The organism is Algimonas ampicilliniresistens (assembly GCF_030159955.1).
Lineage (GTDB): Bacteria > Pseudomonadota > Alphaproteobacteria > Caulobacterales > Maricaulaceae > Litorimonas > Litorimonas ampicilliniresistens.
The window spans coordinates 1,013,005-1,034,675 of the sequence record NZ_BSNK01000002.1; the positions used below are offsets into that span (position 1 = coordinate 1,013,005).

18 protein-coding genes are annotated in these 21,671 nt (G+C 56.1%); 8 read left to right on the plus strand and 10 right to left on the minus strand.

The window, feature by feature from the left end:
- Positions 1-32: 32 nt before the first annotated feature.
- Both QQL54_RS12740 and gmd read right to left on the minus strand, forming a co-directional pair.
- A complete protein-coding gene (locus tag QQL54_RS12740; protein ID WP_284391341.1) occupies positions 33-986 on the minus strand; it encodes a GDP-L-fucose synthase family protein in 954 nt (317 codons plus the stop codon).
- On the minus strand, positions 979-2,049 hold the full coding sequence (gmd, locus tag QQL54_RS12745) for a GDP-mannose 4,6-dehydratase (protein WP_284391343.1): 1,071 nt from the start codon (positions 2,047-2,049) through the stop codon (positions 979-981). The genes QQL54_RS12740 and gmd overlap by 8 nt, the downstream gene beginning before the upstream one ends.
- A gap of 81 nt (positions 2,050-2,130) precedes the next feature.
- On the opposite strand from gmd, the gene QQL54_RS12750 reads away from it, so the two are divergent.
- The gene (locus QQL54_RS12750; protein WP_284391347.1) at positions 2,131-3,087 is read left to right on the plus strand and encodes a hypothetical protein; all 957 of its coding nucleotides are present in this window, start codon (positions 2,131-2,133) and stop codon (positions 3,085-3,087) included.
- 19 nt (positions 3,088-3,106) lie between these two features.
- Here the strand turns inward: QQL54_RS12750 and scpA are convergent, their stop codons facing one another.
- Positions 3,107-5,242, minus strand: a complete 2,136-nt coding sequence (gene scpA / locus QQL54_RS12755) for a methylmalonyl-CoA mutase (protein WP_284391348.1) — start codon at positions 5,240-5,242, stop codon at positions 3,107-3,109.
- Entirely contained in the window at positions 5,239-6,465 is a 1,227-nt protein-coding gene (locus QQL54_RS12760; RefSeq protein ID WP_284391350.1) for a methylmalonyl-CoA mutase family protein, read from the minus strand. Before QQL54_RS12760 ends, scpA begins: the two co-directional genes overlap by 4 nt.
- A 206-nt stretch (positions 6,466-6,671) precedes the next feature.
- Between QQL54_RS12760 and QQL54_RS12765 the strand changes: the two genes are divergently transcribed.
- Positions 6,672-7,469, plus strand: a complete 798-nt coding sequence (locus QQL54_RS12765; protein WP_284391352.1) for a ferredoxin--NADP reductase — start codon at positions 6,672-6,674, stop codon at positions 7,467-7,469.
- A gap of 18 nt (positions 7,470-7,487) precedes the next feature.
- Here QQL54_RS12765 and QQL54_RS12770 read toward each other — a convergent pair whose 3' ends face one another.
- Positions 7,488-9,896, minus strand: a complete 2,409-nt coding sequence (locus tag QQL54_RS12770) for an LPS-assembly protein LptD (protein ID WP_284391354.1) — start codon at positions 9,894-9,896, stop codon at positions 7,488-7,490.
- A gap of 294 nt (positions 9,897-10,190) precedes the next feature.
- Between QQL54_RS12770 and QQL54_RS12775 the strand changes: the two genes are divergently transcribed.
- The gene (locus QQL54_RS12775; RefSeq protein WP_284391356.1) at positions 10,191-12,065 is read left to right on the plus strand and encodes a type I secretion system permease/ATPase; all 1,875 of its coding nucleotides are present in this window, start codon (positions 10,191-10,193) and stop codon (positions 12,063-12,065) included.
- On the plus strand, positions 12,062-13,423 hold the full coding sequence (locus QQL54_RS12780; protein ID WP_284391357.1) for an HlyD family type I secretion periplasmic adaptor subunit: 1,362 nt from the start codon (positions 12,062-12,064) through the stop codon (positions 13,421-13,423). Before QQL54_RS12775 ends, QQL54_RS12780 begins: the two co-directional genes overlap by 4 nt.
- A 3-nt stretch (positions 13,424-13,426) precedes the next feature.
- Here QQL54_RS12780 and rfbA read toward each other — a convergent pair whose 3' ends face one another.
- Genes rfbA through QQL54_RS12800 form a run of 4 tightly spaced genes read right to left on the minus strand, consistent with a single transcriptional unit; the run spans position 13,427 to position 17,656 of the window.
- Positions 13,427-14,305 carry a glucose-1-phosphate thymidylyltransferase RfbA gene (gene rfbA / locus QQL54_RS12785; protein ID WP_284391359.1) on the minus strand — a complete coding sequence of 293 codons (879 nt, stop codon included), beginning with the start codon at positions 14,303-14,305 and terminating at the stop codon, positions 13,427-13,429.
- A gap of 9 nt (positions 14,306-14,314) precedes the next feature.
- On the minus strand, positions 14,315-15,376 hold the full coding sequence (gene rfbB / locus QQL54_RS12790) for a dTDP-glucose 4,6-dehydratase (protein ID WP_284391361.1): 1,062 nt from the start codon (positions 15,374-15,376) through the stop codon (positions 14,315-14,317).
- Positions 15,373-16,110 (minus strand): glutamate--tRNA ligase family protein, encoded by a 738-nt coding sequence (locus QQL54_RS12795; RefSeq protein WP_284391365.1) that lies wholly within the window; start codon positions 16,108-16,110, stop codon positions 15,373-15,375. Before QQL54_RS12795 ends, rfbB begins: the two co-directional genes overlap by 4 nt.
- A gap of 34 nt (positions 16,111-16,144) precedes the next feature.
- Positions 16,145-17,656, minus strand: a complete 1,512-nt coding sequence (locus tag QQL54_RS12800; protein WP_284391367.1) for a helicase HerA-like domain-containing protein — start codon at positions 17,654-17,656, stop codon at positions 16,145-16,147.
- An 80-nt stretch (positions 17,657-17,736) separates the two neighbouring features.
- Between QQL54_RS12800 and QQL54_RS12805 the strand changes: the two genes are divergently transcribed.
- The 4 genes from QQL54_RS12805 (at position 17,737) to rfbC (ending at position 20,836) form a co-directional block, all read left to right on the plus strand.
- The gene (locus tag QQL54_RS12805) at positions 17,737-18,819 is read left to right on the plus strand and encodes an AI-2E family transporter (RefSeq protein ID WP_284391369.1); all 1,083 of its coding nucleotides are present in this window, start codon (positions 17,737-17,739) and stop codon (positions 18,817-18,819) included.
- 72 nt (positions 18,820-18,891) lie between these two features.
- Positions 18,892-19,554, plus strand: a complete 663-nt coding sequence (locus QQL54_RS12810; protein WP_284391372.1) for a DUF1223 domain-containing protein — start codon at positions 18,892-18,894, stop codon at positions 19,552-19,554.
- Between the two features lie 390 nt (positions 19,555-19,944).
- The gene (locus tag QQL54_RS12815; RefSeq protein WP_284391374.1) at positions 19,945-20,283 is read left to right on the plus strand and encodes a DUF2794 domain-containing protein; all 339 of its coding nucleotides are present in this window, start codon (positions 19,945-19,947) and stop codon (positions 20,281-20,283) included.
- A gap of 1 nt (position 20,284) precedes the next feature.
- Entirely contained in the window at positions 20,285-20,836 is a 552-nt protein-coding gene (gene rfbC, locus QQL54_RS12820; RefSeq protein ID WP_284391377.1) for a dTDP-4-dehydrorhamnose 3,5-epimerase, read from the plus strand.
- Here the strand turns inward: rfbC and rfbD are convergent.
- Positions 20,820-21,662, minus strand: a complete 843-nt coding sequence (rfbD, locus tag QQL54_RS12825; protein ID WP_284391382.1) for a dTDP-4-dehydrorhamnose reductase — start codon at positions 21,660-21,662, stop codon at positions 20,820-20,822. The genes rfbC and rfbD overlap by 17 nt on opposite strands.
- Between the last annotated feature and the right edge of the window lie 9 nt (positions 21,663-21,671).

The following is a 21,671-nucleotide window of genomic DNA, read 5'->3' on the forward strand; positions in this document are numbered from 1 at the left end:
CTGCGCGTCAATAGAAGAGTCGACTGAGCTCATCACGCCTTCGCGATTTCTTGCCGAAATGTCTCGACGGTGCGGGCTAAGCCGACGTTCAGGGGTATGGATGTTGCCCAACCCATTTTGCTGAGTTTCGATCCGTCCATCAATTTCCGCGGTGTCCCGTCCGGCCTAGTTCGGTCGTGAGTAATCTCCCCCTGGAAGCCGATGGCATCCATGACTGCCTGGGTTAGTTCGAGGATTGTGACATCGTCTCCTGCGCCGATGTTGATCGGGTCTGCGTCGGAATAGTGCTTCAGGACGAAGATGGCGGCGTCCGCCAGATCATCGACATGCATAAATTCGCGCCGCGCCGAACCTGTCCCCCAGATTTCCATACTCTCGTCACCCGCTAATCGTGCGGCTTCGGCTTTGCGGATCAGGGCGGGAATAACGTGGGAGGTTTGCAGGTCGTAATTGTCGCCGGGGCCATAGAGATTGGTCGGCATGGCTGAGATAAAGTCGCAGCCATGTTGAGCCCGATAGGCTTGGCAAAGCTTGACGCCCGCAATCTTAGCGATGGCATACCATTGGTTAGTGGGTTCCAGCGGCCCAGTCAGTAACGAGTCCTCACGGATCGGCTGCTCGGCATATTTGGGGTAAATGCAGGATGAGCCGAGGAAGAGGAGCTTCTTCACGCCCGCTTGATAGGCCGCGTGAATGGAATGACTCGCGATCATCAGGTTTTCATAGAGGAAGTCAGCAGGGGCGCTGTCATTCGCGACGATACCGCCAACCTTGGCCGCAGCGATAATAGCCACGTCCGGCTTGGCGTCAGACACCCATTGGTTCACCGCTGCTTGATCGGTCAGGTCGAGCTGATCGCGTCCTGCCGTCAGAACGTCCGCGACAGGTTCAGTGGCAAGGCGGCGGAGCAGGGCCGATCCCACCATACCTCGATGACCCGACACCCAGACGCGTTGGCCGCATAAATCAAATTGTGGATCAGCCATGACCAATATCGTCGAGGGCTGCCGTCTGGGCGGCGAGTTTCAGATCAGCGTCGACCATTTCTTCGACTAAGTCTGCAAAGCTGGTCGTGGCTTCCCAGCCGAGATCCGCCTTCGCTTTGGACGGGTCTGACAGGAGTAGATCGACCTCTGCCGGGCGGAAATAACGCGGGTCGATTTGCACTAACGTGTCCCCCGTCGCCGCATTTCGGCCGACTTCATCGACGCCGTCGCCAGACCATGCGAGCGTAATCCCGGCGCGCGCAAAAGCGAGTTCTGCAAATTCGCGCACGGAATGGGTTTCGCCTGTGCCCAGCACATAATCGTCCGCATGATCTTGCTGCACGATACGCCACATGCCTTCGACAAAATCGCGCGCATGACCCCAATCGCGTTTGGCATCAAGATTGCCGAGATAGAGCCTGTCTTGCAGGCCATGATGAATGGCGGCGACGGCGCGGGTGATCTTTCGCGTCACGAAAGTTTCACCTCGGCGTGGACTCTCATGATTGAACAATATCCCGTTCGAGGCGTGAATGCCGTAGCTTTCACGGTAATTGACCGTGATCCAATAAGCGTAGAGTTTCGCGGCCCCATACGGACTACGCGGATAGAAGGGCGTGTCCTCATTTTGCGGCACGGCCTGAACCTTGCCATAAAGCTCGGATGTTGAGGCTTGGTAGAAGCGTGCTTTGTCTTCCATCTTCAGGATACGGATCGCTTCGAGGAGACGGAGCGTGCCAATCGCGTCGGCGTTGGCCGTATATTCCGGCGTCTCGAAACTGACCATGACGTGGGACTGGGCGCCGAGATTGTAAATCTCGTCCGGTTGGGTTTCCTGCACCACCCGGATTAGATTGGTCGCATCCGTCAGGTCGCCATAGTGAAGGTGAAAGCGGCCATCGCCCTCATGTGGATCAACATAAAGATGGTCGATGCGGGACGTGTTGAAGGACGAGCTACGGCGCTTGAGACCGTGAACGACATATCCCTTGGCGAGCAGAAGCTCCGCCAGATAGGCGCCGTCCTGTCCCGTAATACCGGTGATCAACGCGGTTTTGCTCATGGGTTTCTGGCCTTTAAAAGGGGCGTGTCGCCGTGACGGGACAGGCTATACAGCTCCCGTCACGCCGTGCAACATAGCGCCATGAGCGAATCCGAAACGCCATCACCAACCGATCTTAATGCCGTAACATTGGCTGAGCGTATTTGTGATCTGATCCGAGAAAACGGGCCAACGCCGGGGCATCAACTTTCCGAGTGGTTGTCGGATATTCCGCCAATCGATCTCTGGCGCACCTGCTATACGTCGAATCAGATCCGCGTGCGCAATTGCGCGCGTTACTATCTGCGTTACGATATTAAGCGCGACAATACGCTTCGCCTGTCGCCGTCCATTTTGCGCGATTTTCTGACCTTCAGCCTGATTTATCTACCGGAGCAAAGCGTGGCCGCAGTCGAAGGCGGGACGCTGATGGCTAATAAGTTCAGGACCATTTCCTTACGCAAGCTCAGCCGCGCGCGTCAGGCTTTGCTGGAACTAAGTCCGGATTTGCAAAAAGAGTTGAACGATCATTGCGTTGTCTTCCTGTCGGGCGACATCGCCTATTTTCTGGCGCATGATACACGCCGAATGCATGCGACGCTGGATGTGCCAGTCAACGGGTCCGACATCGATATTGTCATCGTCACCAATCATGCCGCTGACCCCAACAAGATCGAAGCGATCGAGAAAGAATTTTTGAAGGTGAAGCGCCTGTTCCTGATGATGCCATCGGTGCGTGAAGAGCTCGATTTTATCGTTAAACCGGTCGACAAAATGCTGGAACAGCTCGCCTATCGCGACATTCATGAGAAGATTGCATCAAAGATCCTGTATGAAAGCTACTTCCTGATGGGCCGGGTGGATATCTACGAATCGCTGATGCGCAATCTCGAAATCCGGGGGACTCGCGCCAAGATTGAGGCCGACTTTGAAACCGCCCTCGTCGAGCGCAAACAGACAATCCGTACGATCCTGTCTCTGCCGCCAGAAGATAGCGTCAAAGATAGCGAAGTCGCGTCTCTGTTTTTCGCTTCGCAAGAACGGTTGGAGTTTCAGTAGGCGCTTTAAGCGCCCTCTGTTATGCACCCTGGCTGACCCGCGCGTTCACGACTTCCAATACCTCTAGCACCGCATCCGGAATATTTGTGCCGGGAAGGAAGACGGCCTTGGCGCCCATCTCGCGCAGTGTGTCCATATCTTCGGGTGGGATTACACCTCCGACAATGATGAGGATGTCAGAGCGTCCTTGCGCGGCGAGGGCATCACGCAAGCCCGGCACAAGCGTCAAATGACCCGCGGCGAGGGAAGAGGCCGCAACAATGTCGACATTATTTTCGATGCCGAGCGCCGCGGCTTCCTCAGGTGTTTGAAAGAGCGGCCCAATGACCACTTCAAAACCAAGATCGGAAAAAGCTGTGGCGACGACTTTCTGACCACGATCATGGCCATCTTGGCCCATTTTGGCGATCAGGATACGGGGCTTGCGGCCCTCTAGCTCAGAGAAAGCCTGCACGCGCGATAGCGCCTCAGCATAGGCCGGGTTTCGCGCATCAAAGGCGGATGAGTAAACACCCGTCACACCTGCGGGCTTGGCCTCGAACCGGCCATAGACCTTTTCTAGTGCATCAGAAATTTCGCCGACCGTGGCTTTTTTACGGGCCGCATCAACGGCAAGGGCTAGCAAATTACCGTCGCCTGTTCCCGCCGACTGCGTCAGAGCGTCGAGCGCATCAGCGACCTCACCCGGATCGCGGTCTGCCTTTAACTGTTTAAGTCGGGCGATCTGTCCTTGTCGGACGGCGGCGTTATCAACCTTCAAGATCGGAATTTCGCGGTCATCATCCGTAACATATTTATTGACACCAACAACGGTTTGCGCGCCGCTATCAATGCGGGCCTGAGTGCGCGCCGCGCTTTCCTCGATCCGCAGTTTCGGAATGCCCGCTTCAATGGCTTTGGCCATGCCGCCCAGTGCTTCCACTTCGCGAATGTGGGCCAGTGCCTTATCCGCCAGCTGATGGGTCAGGGCCTCAACATAATAGCTGCCGCCCCACGGATCGATCGTCTTGGTATGTCCGCCTTCAGTCTGGAGGAAAATCTGCGTATTGCGCGCGATCCGGGCCGAGAAGTCAGTCGGAAGCGCCAAGGCTTCATCCAGAGAATTCGTGTGCAGGCTTTGCGTGTGGCCATCAACGGCAGCCATCGCTTCGATATGGGTGCGCCCGACATTATTGAACACATCCTGCGCGGTGAGTGACCAGCCAGACGTCTGGCAATGTGTACGGAGCATGGTCGATTTGGGATTCTCCGCCCCGAATGGCGTGATCAGTTTCGCCCAAAGTAGACGCGCGGCTCGCATCTTCGCGACTTCCATGAAGTAATTCATGCCAATGGCCCAGAAGAAGGACAGCCTTGGCGCGAACCGGTCAATATCCATTCCGGCCGCTAGCCCGGTGCGGACATATTCCAGCCCGTCGGCAATCGTGTAGCCCAACTCAATATCCGCAGACGCACCCGCTTCCTGCATGTGGTAGCCGGAAATCGAGATCGAGTTGAACTTTGGCATATACTCAGATGTATGTGCGAAAATATCGCCGATGATCCGCATGCTTGGCACAGGCGGATAGATATAGGTGTTCCGGACCATGAACTCTTTGAGGATATCGTTCTGAATTGTGCCTGAGAGTTGGTCCTGCGCGACGCCCTGTTCTTCGGCGGCGGCAATGTAGAGGGCGAGGATCGGCAGGACAGCGCCGTTCATCGTCATTGAGACGCTCATTTTGTCGAGCGGAATTCCGTCGAACAAGACCCGCATGTCATAGATAGAATCGATGGCTACGCCCGCCATGCCGACGTCACCTGGCACACGCGGGTGGTCTGAATCATAGCCGCGATGCGTTGCCAGATCGAAGGCGACCGACAGGCCTTTCTGCCCGGCGGCAAGATTGCGGCGGTAGAAGGCGTTGCTGTCTTCCGCTGTTGAGAACCCCGCATATTGCCGGATGGTCCACGGCCGCTGAACATACATGGTCGGGTAGGGGCCGCGCACATAGGGCGCGAGGCCGGGGTATGTGTTCAGATTGTCTAAGTTGCTGACATCGTCGGGACTGTAAGCTGCGGCGATGGTAATGCCTTCTGGTGATTCCCAGGCCTCCCCAGAACGATCAAAGGGTGTCGCGGACCCTAGCGGGATTTTGGTGAAGTCGAGGGTCATTTGCGAACCTCCGGCGGGGTCATGTCGCTGCTGGGGTGGAGGGTGACGCCAAGGATTGGATCAGAGCGATTGTCTCGTGCTTTGGCCGCATTATCGCAATCGGCCTTAAACGCCCCGCTCATCAAATACGGTTCGATCCCGCCATCGCCTTCGATCTGTTGGAACTTGGCCCAAGCCGCTTGCGCGAGGTCTTCGGTTAGGCGCTCATGAAAGTAGCTCCCATAAGCGGCGTCTTGAACCTGACCGAGATGACTCTCTTCCATCATTAGTAGCTGCTGATTGCGCGCGACTCGGTAGCCAAAAGGCGTCGCGTTGCCGAGCCGTCTTTCACTAGGCGTGTCCGTAAACGGACGAAGCGTTACATAGTCCGCCCCGCCCGCCACAGCGCCAAATCCAGCGCTCATAGTGCGTAATAGATTGGTCCAAGCATCTTCGTTCTGCATCATGCGGAGGGATGATATGGCGTGAACGGGCAGGGACGGGTCTTCGATCCCGAAGGCATTGGCGATACTGGTATAAATCCGCCGGGCCGCGCGGATTTTCACAATGTTCAAATGTGCGTCCGTTCCAAGGCTGAGCAAGACACTCATATGCGCATGGACGCTTGGCCCGTGCCGACGAAACGTTTCCGCCATCGTGGCTGCAAATCCAGCCAATTCCAACCTATCAGTGCCGCCTGCCTCATGGATCGCGGCGGCGTTGGCGGTGAAAGCGCGCCATTCATTTGGGCAATCCGGTTGCTCTCCGAGTGGATCGAGACCGAGGGTTACGGGCGTGTTGGTTAGCTCATCCATTTGGAGGACGAATTCTGCTGCATCGCTGCCAGGCGCGATGATCAGTGGTACGAGATCAAGATGAACGCCTTCTAGCACGCGTCTGACCTCGGCGCGGCGGGTGAAGCCGGACCGCGTGATTCGCACCGCGCTGGCACCGCCTTTAAGGTCGGCTAAGACCTGTTCATTGGCAAAGGCCAGATCCGCGTCGCTGATAGCTGCGCATATATGCCAAGGACGACCTTCCAGCAGCGGAGCGCCTCGACGTGGGAGGGACGCATGATCGACAGGCCGATTGCCCGCATCAAAGAGGGGCCCGCGCGTTAGAATATCCTCTGTCTGGCTAATCAGTGTATCGAATTCGGCGCCGCGCAGGCCGCCCTCCGCCAGCGCTTGCCAGTCATCGCGGTGATAGTCAGGGAATTCGGTTTGAAGTTGCAGCTCAGTCATGGTGTGTTCTTAACGGTCCAACCCGGTGGCGTCTTGAGTTAGGTCCAAAAAAACTCCGTAAATGGTCCTATCGGAAACGTGATGGCCCAGCGTGGTAGGTGTTCTGTATAAAGAACAGATGTTCTCTATATCAGTCATTGAATCAGCGTTGATGTCCCGCTAGAGGCCCCGCGCTGCGCATACTTGCTCCAGAAAGGCGTCTTTCAATGTCTAATTCTCCTACAGAGGAAACTGTGCTCGACGTTGAGCATTTTACGGATCGTCTGTTCGCCTTTTCAATTACCCGGCCGCCTGCCTTTCGGTTTCGCACGGGTGAGTTCATCATGATTGGTTTGCCCAAGACTGAAGACCAGAAACGCCCAATCATGCGGGCCTATTCGATCGCTTCACCCGCTTGGGACGACAAACTCGAATTTTATTCGATCAAGGTGCCAGATGGTCCGCTGACTTCGCGCTTACAGAAAATTCAAAATGGGGACACGGTTCTGCTGGGTCGTAAGCCGGTCGGTACGCTGGTCCTTGATGCTTTACTGCCCGGAAAGCGGCTGTGGATGTTCTCGACGGGCACGGGCTTTGCGCCTTTCGCTTCGCTTGTGCGCGACCCGGAGACCTTTGAGCGCTATGATGAGGTCATCGTGACTCATACCTGTCGCGAAGCTGACGAACTGCAATACTCACAGCGCTTGGTTGCTGATCTGATCAACGATCCACTGGTCGGCGAAATGGTGGTCAATGAGGACGGGTCGCCGAAGTTGAAGCTGATCACCTCGCTCACTCGCGAAGATCATCCGCTTAAGGGTCGCATCACGACATTGATTGAAACTGGAAAATTGTTTGAGGCTGCGGGCACACCGCCACTCGATCCCGCCACTGACCGGGTGATGATTTGCGGATCTAAAGACATGATTGATGACACAGCGGCATTAGTCGCAGGCTTCGGGCTGACCGAAGGATCAAACTCTGATCCCAAAGAATTTGTTATTGAAAAAGCCTTCGTTGGCTAACCAGCCAACGATAGGTGTCTAGTTGCTACCTAGGTCACCTAATGTCGCAAGGGTAAGCCGGATGCCGATCGTACTGTCGTTCCGGATCACGTCATTATCAAAATCTTGTTTCTGGAAATAGATTTCGACCAAGGTGCAATCATCCCGATAACCCAGAGTGGCTCTCTGTGTCCGGGTCACGTCGCTATCGAAATCATGGACGGCACTATAGCCGACGGACCAGCCACCAAACGGTCGGACGGTGATGTCGCCTGAAATTTCTTCTTGCGGCGTACCAGGGACGATGGCCAGTGTCGGGAGGTCCAGCGTGTAATAACGGCCTGTCAGGCTCACGAACTTTGTATCCAGACTTACCGTTGAATCGATCCGAGAAAACACGTCCCGGTCCTCGTCATAGCGGACCCAAGTGTTGGATTTGAAGAAACCGCCGAGATTAAGATCCAGTTCGGCAACATATTCCGAATTGTCATTCGATAAGCCTGATTCCGGATCAAACCGATCTGAGACCCCATCGCTAAAGCTTCGACCCGCAAAAATAGCGGCTTCACTCGGACGCCCAGCCATATCCCAGCGGGCAGCAAATCGCGCACCCAAATTAATCCGTCTGCCTTCTTCAAAGAAGTCATAACCATCAGCTTTGTTGGCTTCAAACAACAACGCCGAGTCCAAATCGGGTGAACTTCCGTCTTCGATTAACAAAGTGCCGTCAGCGGGATCAAAAAACTCATCCAGTTTAGAGTTCCCAAAGCTTTCCGTATATAAAGCCCGGGGTTCGATGATCAGGTCGACTGACTTCCCGCGACGAATGAATGGATAGCGAAGATCGACCCCCGCTTGACCGATAGTGCGGCTAAATCCGATCTCGGTCCCGGCATTACTTTCAATGTCGTAATTGTCGAACCGACCCCAGACGAAAGGTTTGACCTCCATCCCGCCTGGCGCGATCCAAGTCTTGGAATATTCAGCGCCTGCGGTGGCGCGCCCATAATCACTGCCAGTCTCTCGCGTGAGATAACTTGCATCGCCGAAGAGACGGAACCGTCCGCCAAGCGCGGGATCATTGATGTAATACTCGCCCTGCACCCGCGGCGCGATGATCGGTAGAACCGTGTTATCGTCCCGGAATAAAGAGATGAGTTGGGTCGTCTCATCTTCAAAATATTGCGATCTGAGGTCCTGAAACCCAACCGCGACGGCCGAGACGCGGAAATTGTCGCCTTGGCCCGCAATGAAGGCCTGAGTCGTATTCCGCAGCGGTTCATTTTCGATCAGACCATTGGTTTTAAATGTCGTATCGAGGCCGTATCGCCGCAGATAGGTGTCATCGGTCTGGAGCATAACGGTATAACCGTAACTCCAAATGTCAGACGGCTTGAAATAGCCATCGACAAAGAAGTGGCTCGAAATTTCTGCGCCGCGTTCCGCATCCCCCGGGAGGAGGAAACGGCTCGGATCGTCGAGAGGGTCACCATTACGGTCAAATAGAGTTCCACGTGTTACAGAGCCGGCGAAATTCAGCTCACCCGTATGAAATTTCCGCCGCGCTTCAATATCGAGCAGCGGATTGACCTTTGAGAAGATGTGCGGCGTGATGGTCGCTTCAGTATAATCATCAATTGCCCAGTAATAGGGCAAGACAGTCGTAAAGCCGCGAGATCCGGAATTCCCAATCGTTGGAATCAACAGCCCTGATGCCCTGTCTTGGCTGGGGTCAGGGTGGGCCAAGTAAGGCGTGTAAAAGATAGGAAGGCCGAACAACTCTAGGACGGCATCATTGTAGCGAATGGTGCGGCTCTCTGCGTCTTGTTTGACGCGACGGGCGCGCAGCCGCCAAGTCGGGTTCTTGGTCTTACCTTCACTATTCTTGCAAAGCTCGCACGCCGTGTAGGTGACGTTGAAAAGCTCGAACTCGCCGTCCTCGTCACGGGTCACGAACCGTGCGGCTGTGGTCGCGCCTGTGGCCAGTCTTGCGGTGAAGTTCGCGGCAGTCCCGGCCTGAAGTTCGTCGGAAAGCTCTAGCTTATCCGCATATTGCACGTCGCCCGTTGCATCGATTAGCACGACGTCGCCGATGGCCAGAACTAACCCTGTATTGAGATCATATTCGACGCGATTGGCGCGCAACGTTCGGTCCTGATAGCGGCCTTCCACTTCGCCAATGGCCGTCAGCAAGTTCGCGGCCTCATCATTGATGAGTTCGTCCGCTTCAAGATAGATGACGTCGGGATCGCGAAAGGGGCTGTCGGGTGCAAGCTTGAGCGCGCGGCCAGACATTGCAGCTGTTTGATCAGGGGCCATTTGCGCTAAAGACGGCGTCGCGAAACTCACGAGCGCAATCGCTGCCACCGTGAGCATAGGCGTCAAAGCCGCACATGCCGTTAAGCGCGAGAACAGAGTGGTCGGCCGTTTTGTAAATGAGGCGGTCATGAAGGGTTGTGAACAGTTCCTTGCCAGACATCGACCGGGCCTCCAGAACCGAAAAGGTTCGAAGAAATCCCTGCCTTTAAAGTTCCGCCTTAGCGCCTCGTCCGCACCGGGTCCACGGTCACACGGGTAAAAAAGACGGTTGTTTTGCATTAATTTTCAATAGGGAGTCGCCGCTTTACGGCAGGACTGAATCTGAGAGCGCTGGCTGAATTGCAACTTTGCAACCGGATCGACTGACCCCTAAGGTATTGATCCGGCCTGTAATGATGCAGCCCGGACAGATCGGGACGATCAATGACGGCAGGCAAGACGGTTGATAAAGCCCGACGTTCGGGGGGCGATGCTGCTGACCGCACGGGGTTGCGCTCGCCTGTTGGCGAAGTCCTCACGCGTGCGCGGTCCGCTTTTGTCGGGATTGGCGTGTTCTCATTCTTCGTGAACCTGCTCATGCTGACGGGCCCAATCTACATGTTACAGGTCTATGACCGCGTCTTGATGAGCCGCTCTATGGCGACGCTGATCTTTATCTCGGTCGCGATGCTGCTGCTTTATTTCTTCATGGGGCTGTTTGATTTCTGGCGGTCCCGCGTGCTGGTTCGCGTCGCCGACGAGTTTGAAGGGGTCATGACGTCTAAGACGTTCACGCCCTGGTTACGACAGTCGACGGGTGGCGGGGCGGCGGCCCGGGCTCAGCCCATGTCCGACATTAGCACGCTACGCCAATTTCTCTCCGGCCCAGCGCCGGGGACGTTCTTTGACTTGCCATGGGCTCCCCTCTTCATTTTGCTGATCTTCTTCCTGCATTGGACACTGGGTGTGCTCGCAGTGATCGGCTCGGCCATCATTTTTACATCGGCTTGGATTTCCAGTCGTCGGACCGAAAAGCCGATGATGGAGAGCCTCAAGCTGAGGCGTGCTGAACAAGCCTTCGCAGGAACGGCTCAGCGTAATGCCGAAGCCATTCAGGCGATGGGCATGGGCGAAAATGTCCGCGCCCGATGGGCTCAGTTTAATGTGGAGGGCTCGCGCGAGACTGTGGCGGCGGCAGATCGGTCCGGCGGCGCGTCGTCTTTTACCAAAGCATTTCGTATGTTTCTTCAATCTGCCATGTTGGGCGCGGGCGGCGCGCTCGCAATCCAACAGATTATCAGCCCCGGTGCGATGATTGCTGGCTCTATCATTTTAGGTCGCGCCTTAGCCCCCGTTCAGATGATTATCGGCCAATGGCGCAATATCGGTCAGGCGCGGGATGCCTATGATCGGTTGAATGATTTCCACTTGCGGGAAATCGACCAGCCGCAATCGACGCGGCTTCCCGATCCGACAGGTCATATTACGGTGGAAGGCCTCACAGCAGGTCCTCCGGGGGCGCAAAAAGCGGTGCTGTCAGGCCTGAATTTCTCAGTTCAGCCGGGACAAGGGCTCGGCGTGATCGGGCCGAGCGCGTCGGGGAAGTCTACCCTTGCGCGCCTGCTTGTTGGGGTTTGGATGCCGCAGCGCGGGTCCGTCCGTCTCGATGGCGCTACGTTTGATCAGTGGGACCGGGAAACTGTCGGGCGCCATATTGGCTACCTGCCGCAGATGGTTGAGTTATTCGATGGAACTATTTCCGAGAATATTGCCCGTTTTGATCCTGCAAAGACGGATGAAAGCGTGGTCACCGCCGCAAAGTGGGCGGGGGTGCATGACCTAATCCTGCGCTTGCCGGCGGGATATGAAACTCAAGTCGGTATCGGTCGATCCGTGCTGTCGGGTGGCCAGACGCAACGGATCGGGTTGGCGCGTGCTCTTTACGGATCGCCGAAGCTGATCGTGCTGGACGAGCCGAACGCCAATCTGGATCATGAGGGAGATCAGGCGCTGACCAAGGCCATTGCGACCGCTAAGAAAAAAGGCGCTAGCGTGATCGTTATGGCGCACCGCCCATCCGCTATTGCTGCCGTTGATCTGATCTTGAGCCTGCGCGACGGCAAGCAGGAAGCCTTTGGTCCCAAGGATGAGGTTCTAGCCGCCTTGCGCGGCGCGATGCAGGAGAAAAAAGCGGCTAAGGCAAAAAAAAGTAAACCATCAAAGCCCGCCATATCTCCGATCTCTTTGAAGGGGACAGGTACGGGGCCGCTTGTGCTTGGTCAGTCCGCCGCCGCGAAACGCTCCGGTGATACGTCATGAATGCGCCACTGCCTCCGGATTTTTCGGCCCAGTTGAGCGGCGCGTCGCCTGCACAGCCGCCTGTCTCGGATGATGGTTATCAGCGCTACCTGCGCATTGGTTATATCGGTGTCGCTATGTTGGTTTTCGGCCTGTTTGGGTGGTCCGCAGTCGCCAAGATCAAAGGGGCCGTGATTGCGCCGGGTTTTGTCGCGGTCGAAGGTAAACCCGCCTTGATCCAGCATCTCGACGGCGGCGTTGTCGGCGAGATTTTTGTGCGGGACGGTGATAAGGTCGAAGTGGGTGACCCGCTAATCCAACTTGATCCAACTGAAATCGATGCCTCGCGCGAAATCGTTCAAGTTCAACTGAATGAAACCCGAGCGCGGGTCGAGCGGCTCAAGGCCGAGCGGGATGGTCTGGCCCAAATCGATTTTCCCGATGATTTGCTTGCGTCGGCGGCATCTAATCCGCGGGTCCGTAGTGCTGTCGAAGGGCAACGCAACCTGTTTGCTGCCCGTCGCGCGGCGATGTTGGGACAGGTCGGGCTCTTGCAGCAACGACTAGGTCAGTCGGAAAGCCAGATCACGGGGCTGCGCGCGCTGATCGATTCTAATAAATCACAAGTTGGCAAGCTGATCGAGGAGCGCACAGCCAAGCAGACACTCGTCGATAAAGGATTTCTCGGTAAACCTGCCGTATTGGCGCTGGAGCGCGAGCAGCTTCGTCTTGAAGGCGAGGTGCAATCACGACAGTCCGAGATCGACCGATTGCGCGGACAAATCGTAGAAACACGCGGCGAAATTGACCAGCTGGAACGCGATATGCAGGCCGAGGTTTTAACTGAGTTGCGCCAGACCGAAGCCGAAATGGCGAATTTTCGCGAGCAAATGACGGCGGCGTCCGCTCAGGCAGGCCGGGTTCTAATTACCGCACCCGTTACGGGGACTGTCCATAATCTCATGATTACGACCACTGGGGGCGTGGTTCAGTCGGCGGCTGAGCTGATGCAAATTATCCCGTCTGAAGCGCGGTTGATCATCATGACTCAAGTCCAGCCGGCCGACATCGATCAAATCTATGTTGGCCAGTTGGCCACGGTGCGCCTATCGGCTTTCAATGCGCGCACTACGCCGGAATTAAACGGATCGATTGTCCGCATTGCCCCGGACCGACTGGTCGATCCGGCCACGGGTTTCCCATATTATGAAGTGCAAGTTGAACTGCCAGCAGACCAGCTGTCGCGCTTGTCTGACACGCTTACCTTAGTGCCCGGCATGCCAGCAGAAGCTTTCATGCAGACGGATTCGCGCACAGTTCTAAACTATCTGATGAAGCCCGCCATCGACGCCATGCGCCGTGCCGGGCGTGAAGAATAAGCCTTAATCCAGCAGGCTGAGCAGATAGCGTCCATAATTAGATTTCGCCACGGGCTCTGCGGCGCGCGCAAATCCGGCATCATCAATCCATCCCTTACGCCATGCCACTTCTTCCGGACAGCAGATCCGGCGGCCCTGACGTTCCTCGATAATCCCGACAAAGTTAGATGCTTGCAGCAATGAACGGTGCGTCCCTGTGTCGAGCCAAGTCGTTCCGGTGCCTAATGTTTCCACGCGCAATTCGCCCCGGTCGAGATAGGCTTGGTTGAGCGCCGTGATTTCAAGTTCCTGACGGCCTGATGGGCGAACTGTGCGTGCATAGGTCGGCGCATGTTCGTCGTAAAAATAGAGACCTGTTACGGCAAAGTTGGATTGAGGATTGTCAGGTTTTTCCTCAATCGAGGTCACGCGACCATCATCATCAAACCCTAAGACGCCATAATCTTTGGGGTTTTTGACGTGATATCCGAAGACCGTAGCGCCCACATGCGGCTTATTGGTTTCCAGAAGTTGATCGTCGAACTCGTCACCAAAAAACAAGTTATCGCCCAGCACGAGCGCGGACTGATGACCGTCGAGAAACCCCTCATCCTCACCAATGACAAGGGCCTGGGCGATTCCTTTTGGTTTGGCTTGAACGGCGTAAGTGATCGAAATGCCAAGCAGTGATCCATCGCCGAGTAGGTTGCGAAACGCGTCTTGATCGCGGGGGGTCGTAATGACGAGAATCTCCCGCATACCTGCACTCATCAGTGTGCAGAGCGGATAATAAATCATCGGTTTGTCAAAGACTGGCATGAGCTGTTTGCTCACGCTGATCGTGGAGGGGTGTAGGCGCGACCCAGTGCCGCCTGCCAAAATGATACCGCGTCTATTTTCCATCTGGACCGCCTAGCGGGTCTTGTTGCCTTGGCCAAGCCGTTGTGCGGCTTGATCCGTCAGCGCCTGCCACCAATCGCGGTTCGACAAATACCAATCCACTGTGGCTGACAGGCCGTCGCTGCCATTGGTGCGTGCGGTCCAGTTAAGTTCGTCCCGCATCCGCGACGCATCAATCGCGTAGCGGCGGTCATGGCCGGGCCGGTCTGTGACGAATTCAATCAATGCAGCATGGTCGGTTCCTGGCGCGCCGGGGTGAGCGTCAAGCTGGCGGCATATTTCGTGAACTAGATCGATATTGGCTTGTTCATTATCGCCGCCAATATTGTAAGTTCGGCCCGGCTGCCCGCCCTCCAGAACGGTGAGTAGGGCGTCCGCATGGTCATCGACATGCAACCAGTCACGGCGGTTTGTGCCCTCACCGTAAACCGGGATTGGGCGACCTGCGAGGCCGTTGAGAATGACAACAGGGATCAGCTTTTCCGGGAACTGGTAGGGCCCGTAATTATTCGAGCAATTGGTGATCAGGATCGGCAGACCGAACGTCCTATGCCACGCGCGCACCAGATGGTCTGACGCGGCTTTGGACGCGGAATAAGGGCTGCTGGGCGCGTAAGGCGTCGTTTCTGAAAAGGCGGGGTCATCTGGGCCAAGATCGCCGTAAACTTCATCCGTGCTGACATGGACGAAGCGAAAATCGTCTGATTTTCCAATGGCTTCCCATTGCGCGCGGGCGGCTTGCAACAAAGTTGCCGTGCCCATGACGTTGGTGTCGACAAAGGCGGTTGGGCCGTCGATGGACCGATCGACATGACTCTCAGCGGCGAGATGCATCACGGCGGTCGGTTGATAGGCCTCGAAAATGCGCGTCATGGCGTCTGCGTCACGAATGTCCGCATGCTCGAAACTATAGAGCGGGCTATCCGCAACCGGCGCGACATTGGCCGGATTAGCGGCGTAGGTGAGCGAATCCACATTTATGACGCGCAGGCCGCGCGACACAGCCATGCGGCACACGGCTGAACCGATGAAGCCGCACCCGCCGGTGACAAGAAGCGTTGGGTCGTTTTTCATGGGGCTGGCCTATCGACGCTGGCGCGCGCTAGGTCCAGCACTTCCGCTGCAGATCGTCCACTCTCTCGCAGTGATCGGATCGTTTGTGATCCTGACCGCTTGCTCATTTTCCGGTCTGCCGTCTCCATCACCAGCGCATGGTGATGGTAGCGCGGCACCGGCCACCCCATCAAACTTTGGATCAGGACGTGAACGGGTGTTTTCTCATAGAGGTCGCACCCACGCCCAACATCCGTGATGTTTTGCAGCCAGTCATCATGCGTCACCGCAATATGATAGCTCGTGCCAATGTCGCGCCGTACTAAGGTTTTGTCCTCAAGCTGGGTTAAGTCGATTGGGATTGTTTTCGACCCTTCCTGAAAGCTCAACTGATCCGTGCCGAGTGCTTTCACGGCGCGTGCGGTAGAGAGTTTGATCGCAGGTGGGAGGTCCCGATTTTCCCGCCCGGTTCGGGTCGTATAATCTTCATAGAGCAAGCCGCGCGCATTTAAGGCCTCGATCACACCTTGATAGTCCGCCATGTGGTCACGCTGGACCCGCACTGGCTCAGGCCAATCAAATCCGAGCCATCTCAGATCCTCATAGATGGCATCAACCAATTCAGGGCGAGATCGGGTGTTGTCGATGTCCTCCATCCTGAGCAGGCACGGCCCAAGTGAAAAGGCTTGCTCGGCTGCATAGGCGTGGCCCAAATGGAGAAATCCCGTTGGTGATGGAGCGAAGCGGGTCAGCATTATTTCTGTTTCGTGTGAAACATGGGTGAGTGCGTTAGCGCCGCATCATCCCGCCGAGAATACCGCGGACCGCATTGCGCATGGCCCGCCGCATGATCAGCCGCCCTTCGCGTTTCATCTCCCGTTTAACCTCTTTGACCAGCACGCTCTCTTTTTTCCGTGATGTGCGCTTGCGCGTCGTCGTGGCGCGTTTTGTCTTCGCCTTTTCCCGCTCAAGTCGCTTGGCTTCTGCGGCCTCTTCCCGGGCGCGCTTGTCGGCGCGAGTTTCCAGCGTTTCGTAGGCGCTTTCTCGGTCGATGGCCGTGTCGTACTTCTCGCCGATTGGGCTATCAGCCTGCACAGCCTTCCGCTCTGCCGTTGTGGCGGGGCCAAGGCGCGATGAGGGTGGGCGGATCAAGGTCCGGCCAACAATGTCAGGGGCGCCGCGCTCATTCAGCAAGCTGACTAGCGCCTCACCAACCCCCAAATCGGTGATGACCTCTTCCGTATCGAAGGCGGGGTTTTCCCGGAAACTAGTGGCCGCCGCGCGGACGGCGCGCTGCTCTCTCGGCGTATATGCGCGCAAGGCATGTTGAATGCGATTGCCAAGCTGACCGAGCACACTGTCGGGAATATCCATCGGGTTTTGCGTGACGAAATAAACGCCCACGCCTTTCGAGCGGATCAGACGGGCCACTTGTTCAATTTTCTGGATCAAGGGTTTGGGCGCGTCGTCAAAAAGGAGGTGAGCCTCGTCGAAGAAGAACACCATGACGGGCTTGTCGGGGTTGCCGACTTCTGGGAGTTCTTCGAACAGTTCGGACAGGAGCCAGAGCAGGAAAGTCGCGTAAAGAGACGGGCTGTTGATCAACTCGTCGGCGGCCAAAATGTTGACCATGCCCATGCCGTCCTCACCGACTTTCATAAAGTCTTCGAGCTCTAAGGCCGGTTCGCCGAAAAAGGCTTCTGCGCCCGCGCGTTCCAGCTGCAGCAAGTTGCGCCGGATCGCGGCGACGGATTGGCCCGTGACATTGCCATATTCGCGGCTGATCTCATCACGATTCTCAGCCAGATGATTGAGCAGGCTATTGAGGTCCTTAAGGTCGAGCAGCAGCATGCCGTTATCATCGGCAAATTCGAAGGCGATCGTCATGATGCCTTCCTGCGTTTCCGTCAGGCCCATCAGACGAGACAGTAAAACCGGCCCCATTTCCGAAATTGTCGTGCGGACTGGATGGCCCTGTTTGCCGTAGAGATCCCAGAAGATCGTCGGGAACGCCCGGTAGCTGTAACCCTCTAGCCCGATCTTGCCCGCGCGACTGATCAGCTTGTCGTGTAGTTTGTGTGTTTCCGATCCGCTTTGCGAGATACCGGAGAGATCGCCTTTCACATCGGCGGCAAACACGGGAATGCCGTTTTTAGAGAAACCTTCCGTCAAAATTTGCAAAGTCACTGTCTTACCGGTGCCGGTTGCGCCCGCGACCAGACCATGGCGATTGGCCTTATCGAGCCGCAATTCCTGCCGCACGCCATCCGTGTCAGTGCCAATGAAAATTGTCTCACTCATAGTTCGTTCTCCTACCCGCTGAGACCGGGTGATTAAAAACCGTTATGAGCCTCGCCCCTTGAATGCAATATAAGGACTCTATGACTGTTGATACGACTATACGATCCTCACTCCTCGTTATTGCGGCGGTCGCCGTATTTTGGACGCTCTACGTAACGCGCGACCTTGTCGCGCCGTTTGCGTTGGCACTCTTCTTTTGGTTGGCGATTGATGCGCTGGCGCGATGGATCGACAATCTGTCTGATCGCATTCCCTATTGGTTTGCGCTCACAATTGCGTCGTTGATTACGGTTGGCCTGCTGGCTGGACTGGTTGTTGTGGTCGCCGATACAGTCAGCGGCGTTGTAGATGAAGTGCCCCGCTACCAGGCCCGTATCGGAGAATTGTTCGCATGGGTGGGCGAGCTCACGGGGCAGGATATTTCCTTCTCGGCGTTGAATGAACGGTTTGCCCTGACGGATCGGCTCGAAGGTGTAATCGGTGGGTTCGCCTCAACCATTCAGGGGGTTCTGTCGGAATTCGTCCTGATCGCGATCTATGTCGTCTTTCTGTTTCTTGCTCAGGCCAGTTTCCCAAGTAAGATGGACAACCTCTTCCCAGACCCGGTCCGCCGGGCGCAGGCGTCGCGGATCGGCACGTCCATTCGTCATTCTATTGAGCAATATATTTCTGTGCAGACCCTCGTCAGTCTGATGCAGACCGTGATCTCTTACATCGCCATGGTCGCTTTGGGGCTCGACAATGCCCTGTTCTGGGCCTTGGTGATCTTCATTCTGAATTATATCCCCATCGTTGGCGGATTTGCCGCTGTGGCGATGCCGGTTCTGTTCGGCTTGGTTGAGTTCGATAGCTTTGGTCGTGTCGCAGTGCTCGCCAGTATTCTATTCGCCGCCCAATTTGTTGTGTCCAATACGATCCAACCTAAGATGATGGGTGACAGTATGAACATGAGCGCGCTCGTCGTCGTATTATCGCTAACCGTTTGGGGGGCATTATGGGGCGGGGTCGGCGCGTTTCTATCCGCACCAATGACCGTCATTCTGATGATCATCTTGGCTCAGTTTCCGACAACCCGATGGATTGCAATCCTGCTCTCAGCCGATGGTGATCCCGATATGGACGGTGATGGAAAGCCCGACAAAGCGCCAATACAATCTCTCTAACGATCAACGCTTCACCGCAACGTGATGCAGCCGTTCATGGCAGGTCAATTTGCTCTGGCGTATGAGAGATTTATGAAATCCACTCTTCTTTCCGTATTGGCTATCACTGTGTGCGCGGCACCCGCAGTAGCCGCGACAACATCGCAACCAACCTCTGTGGTCGAGCTGTTCACGTCGCAAGGATGTTCGTCCTGCCCGACAGCGAATGCTTTCATCGCTGGTCTCGACGCAGATCATCCGGACGTTCTGGCTCTGTCTTATGGGGTAACCTATTGGGACTATTTGGGTTGGAAAGATACGTTTGGTGACCCAGCTTTCACCGCGCGTCAGCGTCAATATGATCAAGCGCTCGATTCCGGCGTTTATACGCCGATGATGGTTGTGGGTGGTCAAGCCCACGCGCCGCGTATGCCCATCGACACGGCAACTCGCGCAAACGTGCCAGCATCAATAGCGCTGGTACGCCAAAGCGGTGAGTTATGCGTTGAAGGAAAGCTGCCGAAAGGGTCGAAATTGGCTCTGATTGGCTATGAGCCCGGCATACAGGCGGTCAACGTGAAGAAGGGTGAGAATCGCGGTCATACGCTGACTCTGGCGAATGTTGTGACAGACTTGGATTATCGTGAGTGGAGCGGACAGATGGTCTGCGGCCTTCACCCGAAAGCGGGTCTCGCTGTGCTTGCGCATGATGCGACCACGGCGGCGATCATCGGTGCAGCGCGGTTCGAGCCTTAGCGTTTCATAGATAAAACGGGCCGGCCCCGGGGCTGAACGAGGTCGACCCGCTATTCGACCCCTGCTATTTGCCAAGGCCGATCCGGGTGCGGATCAGGAGAGCGCAACCCGAATTATTAGAGGACGTTTGCCTCTGAATTTTGGGTGTCGAGAGAACAGCGATGTTTTCAACTTGGGGGCTGGGGGGCTGAAAATAACCAAGCCAATCCCGCCGCCATCCTCCCGACATGGCCGCTATCCCTGCGAACCATGCCTGAAAATTGTCTCAAATGTGGTGAAAGTGAGGCACGACCATACGGTTTGTGCAGAGAACAGCCATAATCGCTGAGGCTATTTTTGAGGCTTTAAACCTTTTGCCATGAGCTATGTTCAGAGGCTATGTAGGTTGTAATGAGCAACGTCGTTCGGATTGGCAACGGACTCAGGTCCCCGTCTCAGGTCAGTTTTGATCGGCGTGAACTGTCCTTTATCCTCAATGTCTATGGCCAGATGGTCTCGAAGGGGGATTGGAAGGATTACGCGATCGACTTTCTGCAGGATCGCTGTGTGTTTTCAGTCTTTCGGAAAGCGTCCGAACATCCACTCTACCGAATTGAGAAAGTGCCCGCGCTGCGCAATCGCCAAGGGCAATATGCAGTTGTTGCGCCGGGTGGGTTGATCCTGAAGCGTGGTCATGATCTGACGCAGGTCCTAAAAGTTTTCGACAAGGCGCGGTTCCGCGCAATCTGACATGAACATCAAATCTCTTTCAATCGACGGGTTACTCCTGTGCGAACCCATGCGCCACGGCGATGACCGAGGCTGGTTCATGGAAAGCTATCGTAAGGACGCGCTGAATGAAGCCGCCGGACGGACAGTTCATTTTGTTCAAGATAATCATTCTTTGTCCACGGCTGTCGGCACGCTGCGGGGCTTGCATTATCAGGCACCTCCTTGCGCGCAGGACAAGCTCGTGCGCTGCATTGCCGGATCGGTTCTGGATGTGGCCGTCGATGTGCGGCGCGGCTCAGCGAGTTACGGACAGTGGATTGCCGTGGAGCTATCGGCACAAAACGCCCACCAACTCTTCGTCCCGACGGGCTTTTTGCACGGCTTTGTCACGCGAGAGCCCAATAGCGAGATCGCTTATAAGGTCAGTGCGCCCTATTCGCGCGATCATGACGGCTCAGTTTTGTGGAAGAGTGCTGGTGTCGATTGGGATCTGGGCGCGAGTGCTCCCATCCTGTCGGGCAAGGATGTGGATGCCCCCGCCTTTGCCGATTGGGTCAGCCCGTTCGACTGAAGCTTTCGCGTAATGTGTCCCGCCAGTCGGGCAGGGGACCAATCTCGCTTTCAAATTTCGATGTATCGAGCACAGAGTAGGCTGGTCGCTTTGCGGGCGTCGGATAATCGGACGTCGGTATCGGCACGACATTGATGGTCTTACCCGCTGCTTCGAATATCTCTTTCGCAAACTCGGCCCAGCTGACGGGATCACCTGTTCCGGAGACGTGGAAAATGCCCTCATGTCTGATGGCGGCGATGCAGGCTTTGGCGAGCACATTCGCGTGGGTGGGTCGGCCAATTTGGTCACAGACAATGCGGAGCTCATCGCGTTCTTCGGCCAGTCGCAACATCGTCGTGACAAAGTTTTTTCCCTGCAGATCATAGACCCAGGAGGTTCGTAGAATGGCGGCCTTTTTAGCCGTATTGAGGACCCCGCGCTCACCCCCGAGCTTGCTCTCACCGTAAAAATTGACTGGGTTTGTCGGATCGTCCTCACGGTAGGGCCGTGTGTTGGTTCCGTCGAAGACATAATCGGTTGAGACATGAACGAAAGGCACCGAATGCTGATCGCAGAGTTGTGCGATCATTTCCGGGGCGGCCGCGTTGATCCTATCAGCGAACACCTTGTCTGATTCAGCCAGATCGACCTGTGTGTAGGCGGCGGCGTTAATTACAGCGCGAATGCTCTGTCTGTCCAGAAGGTCCCCAAGAATTCGAGAGATTGATGCGCTATCTGATATATCAAGCGTCCTTCGAGAGAGCGTGATTGCGTCAGGCTCCAGCCTCGACAAAGCACGAGCGAGCTGGCCAGATCGACCAATAACAAGAAGCGGAGCCGTCACGAGGGCCGC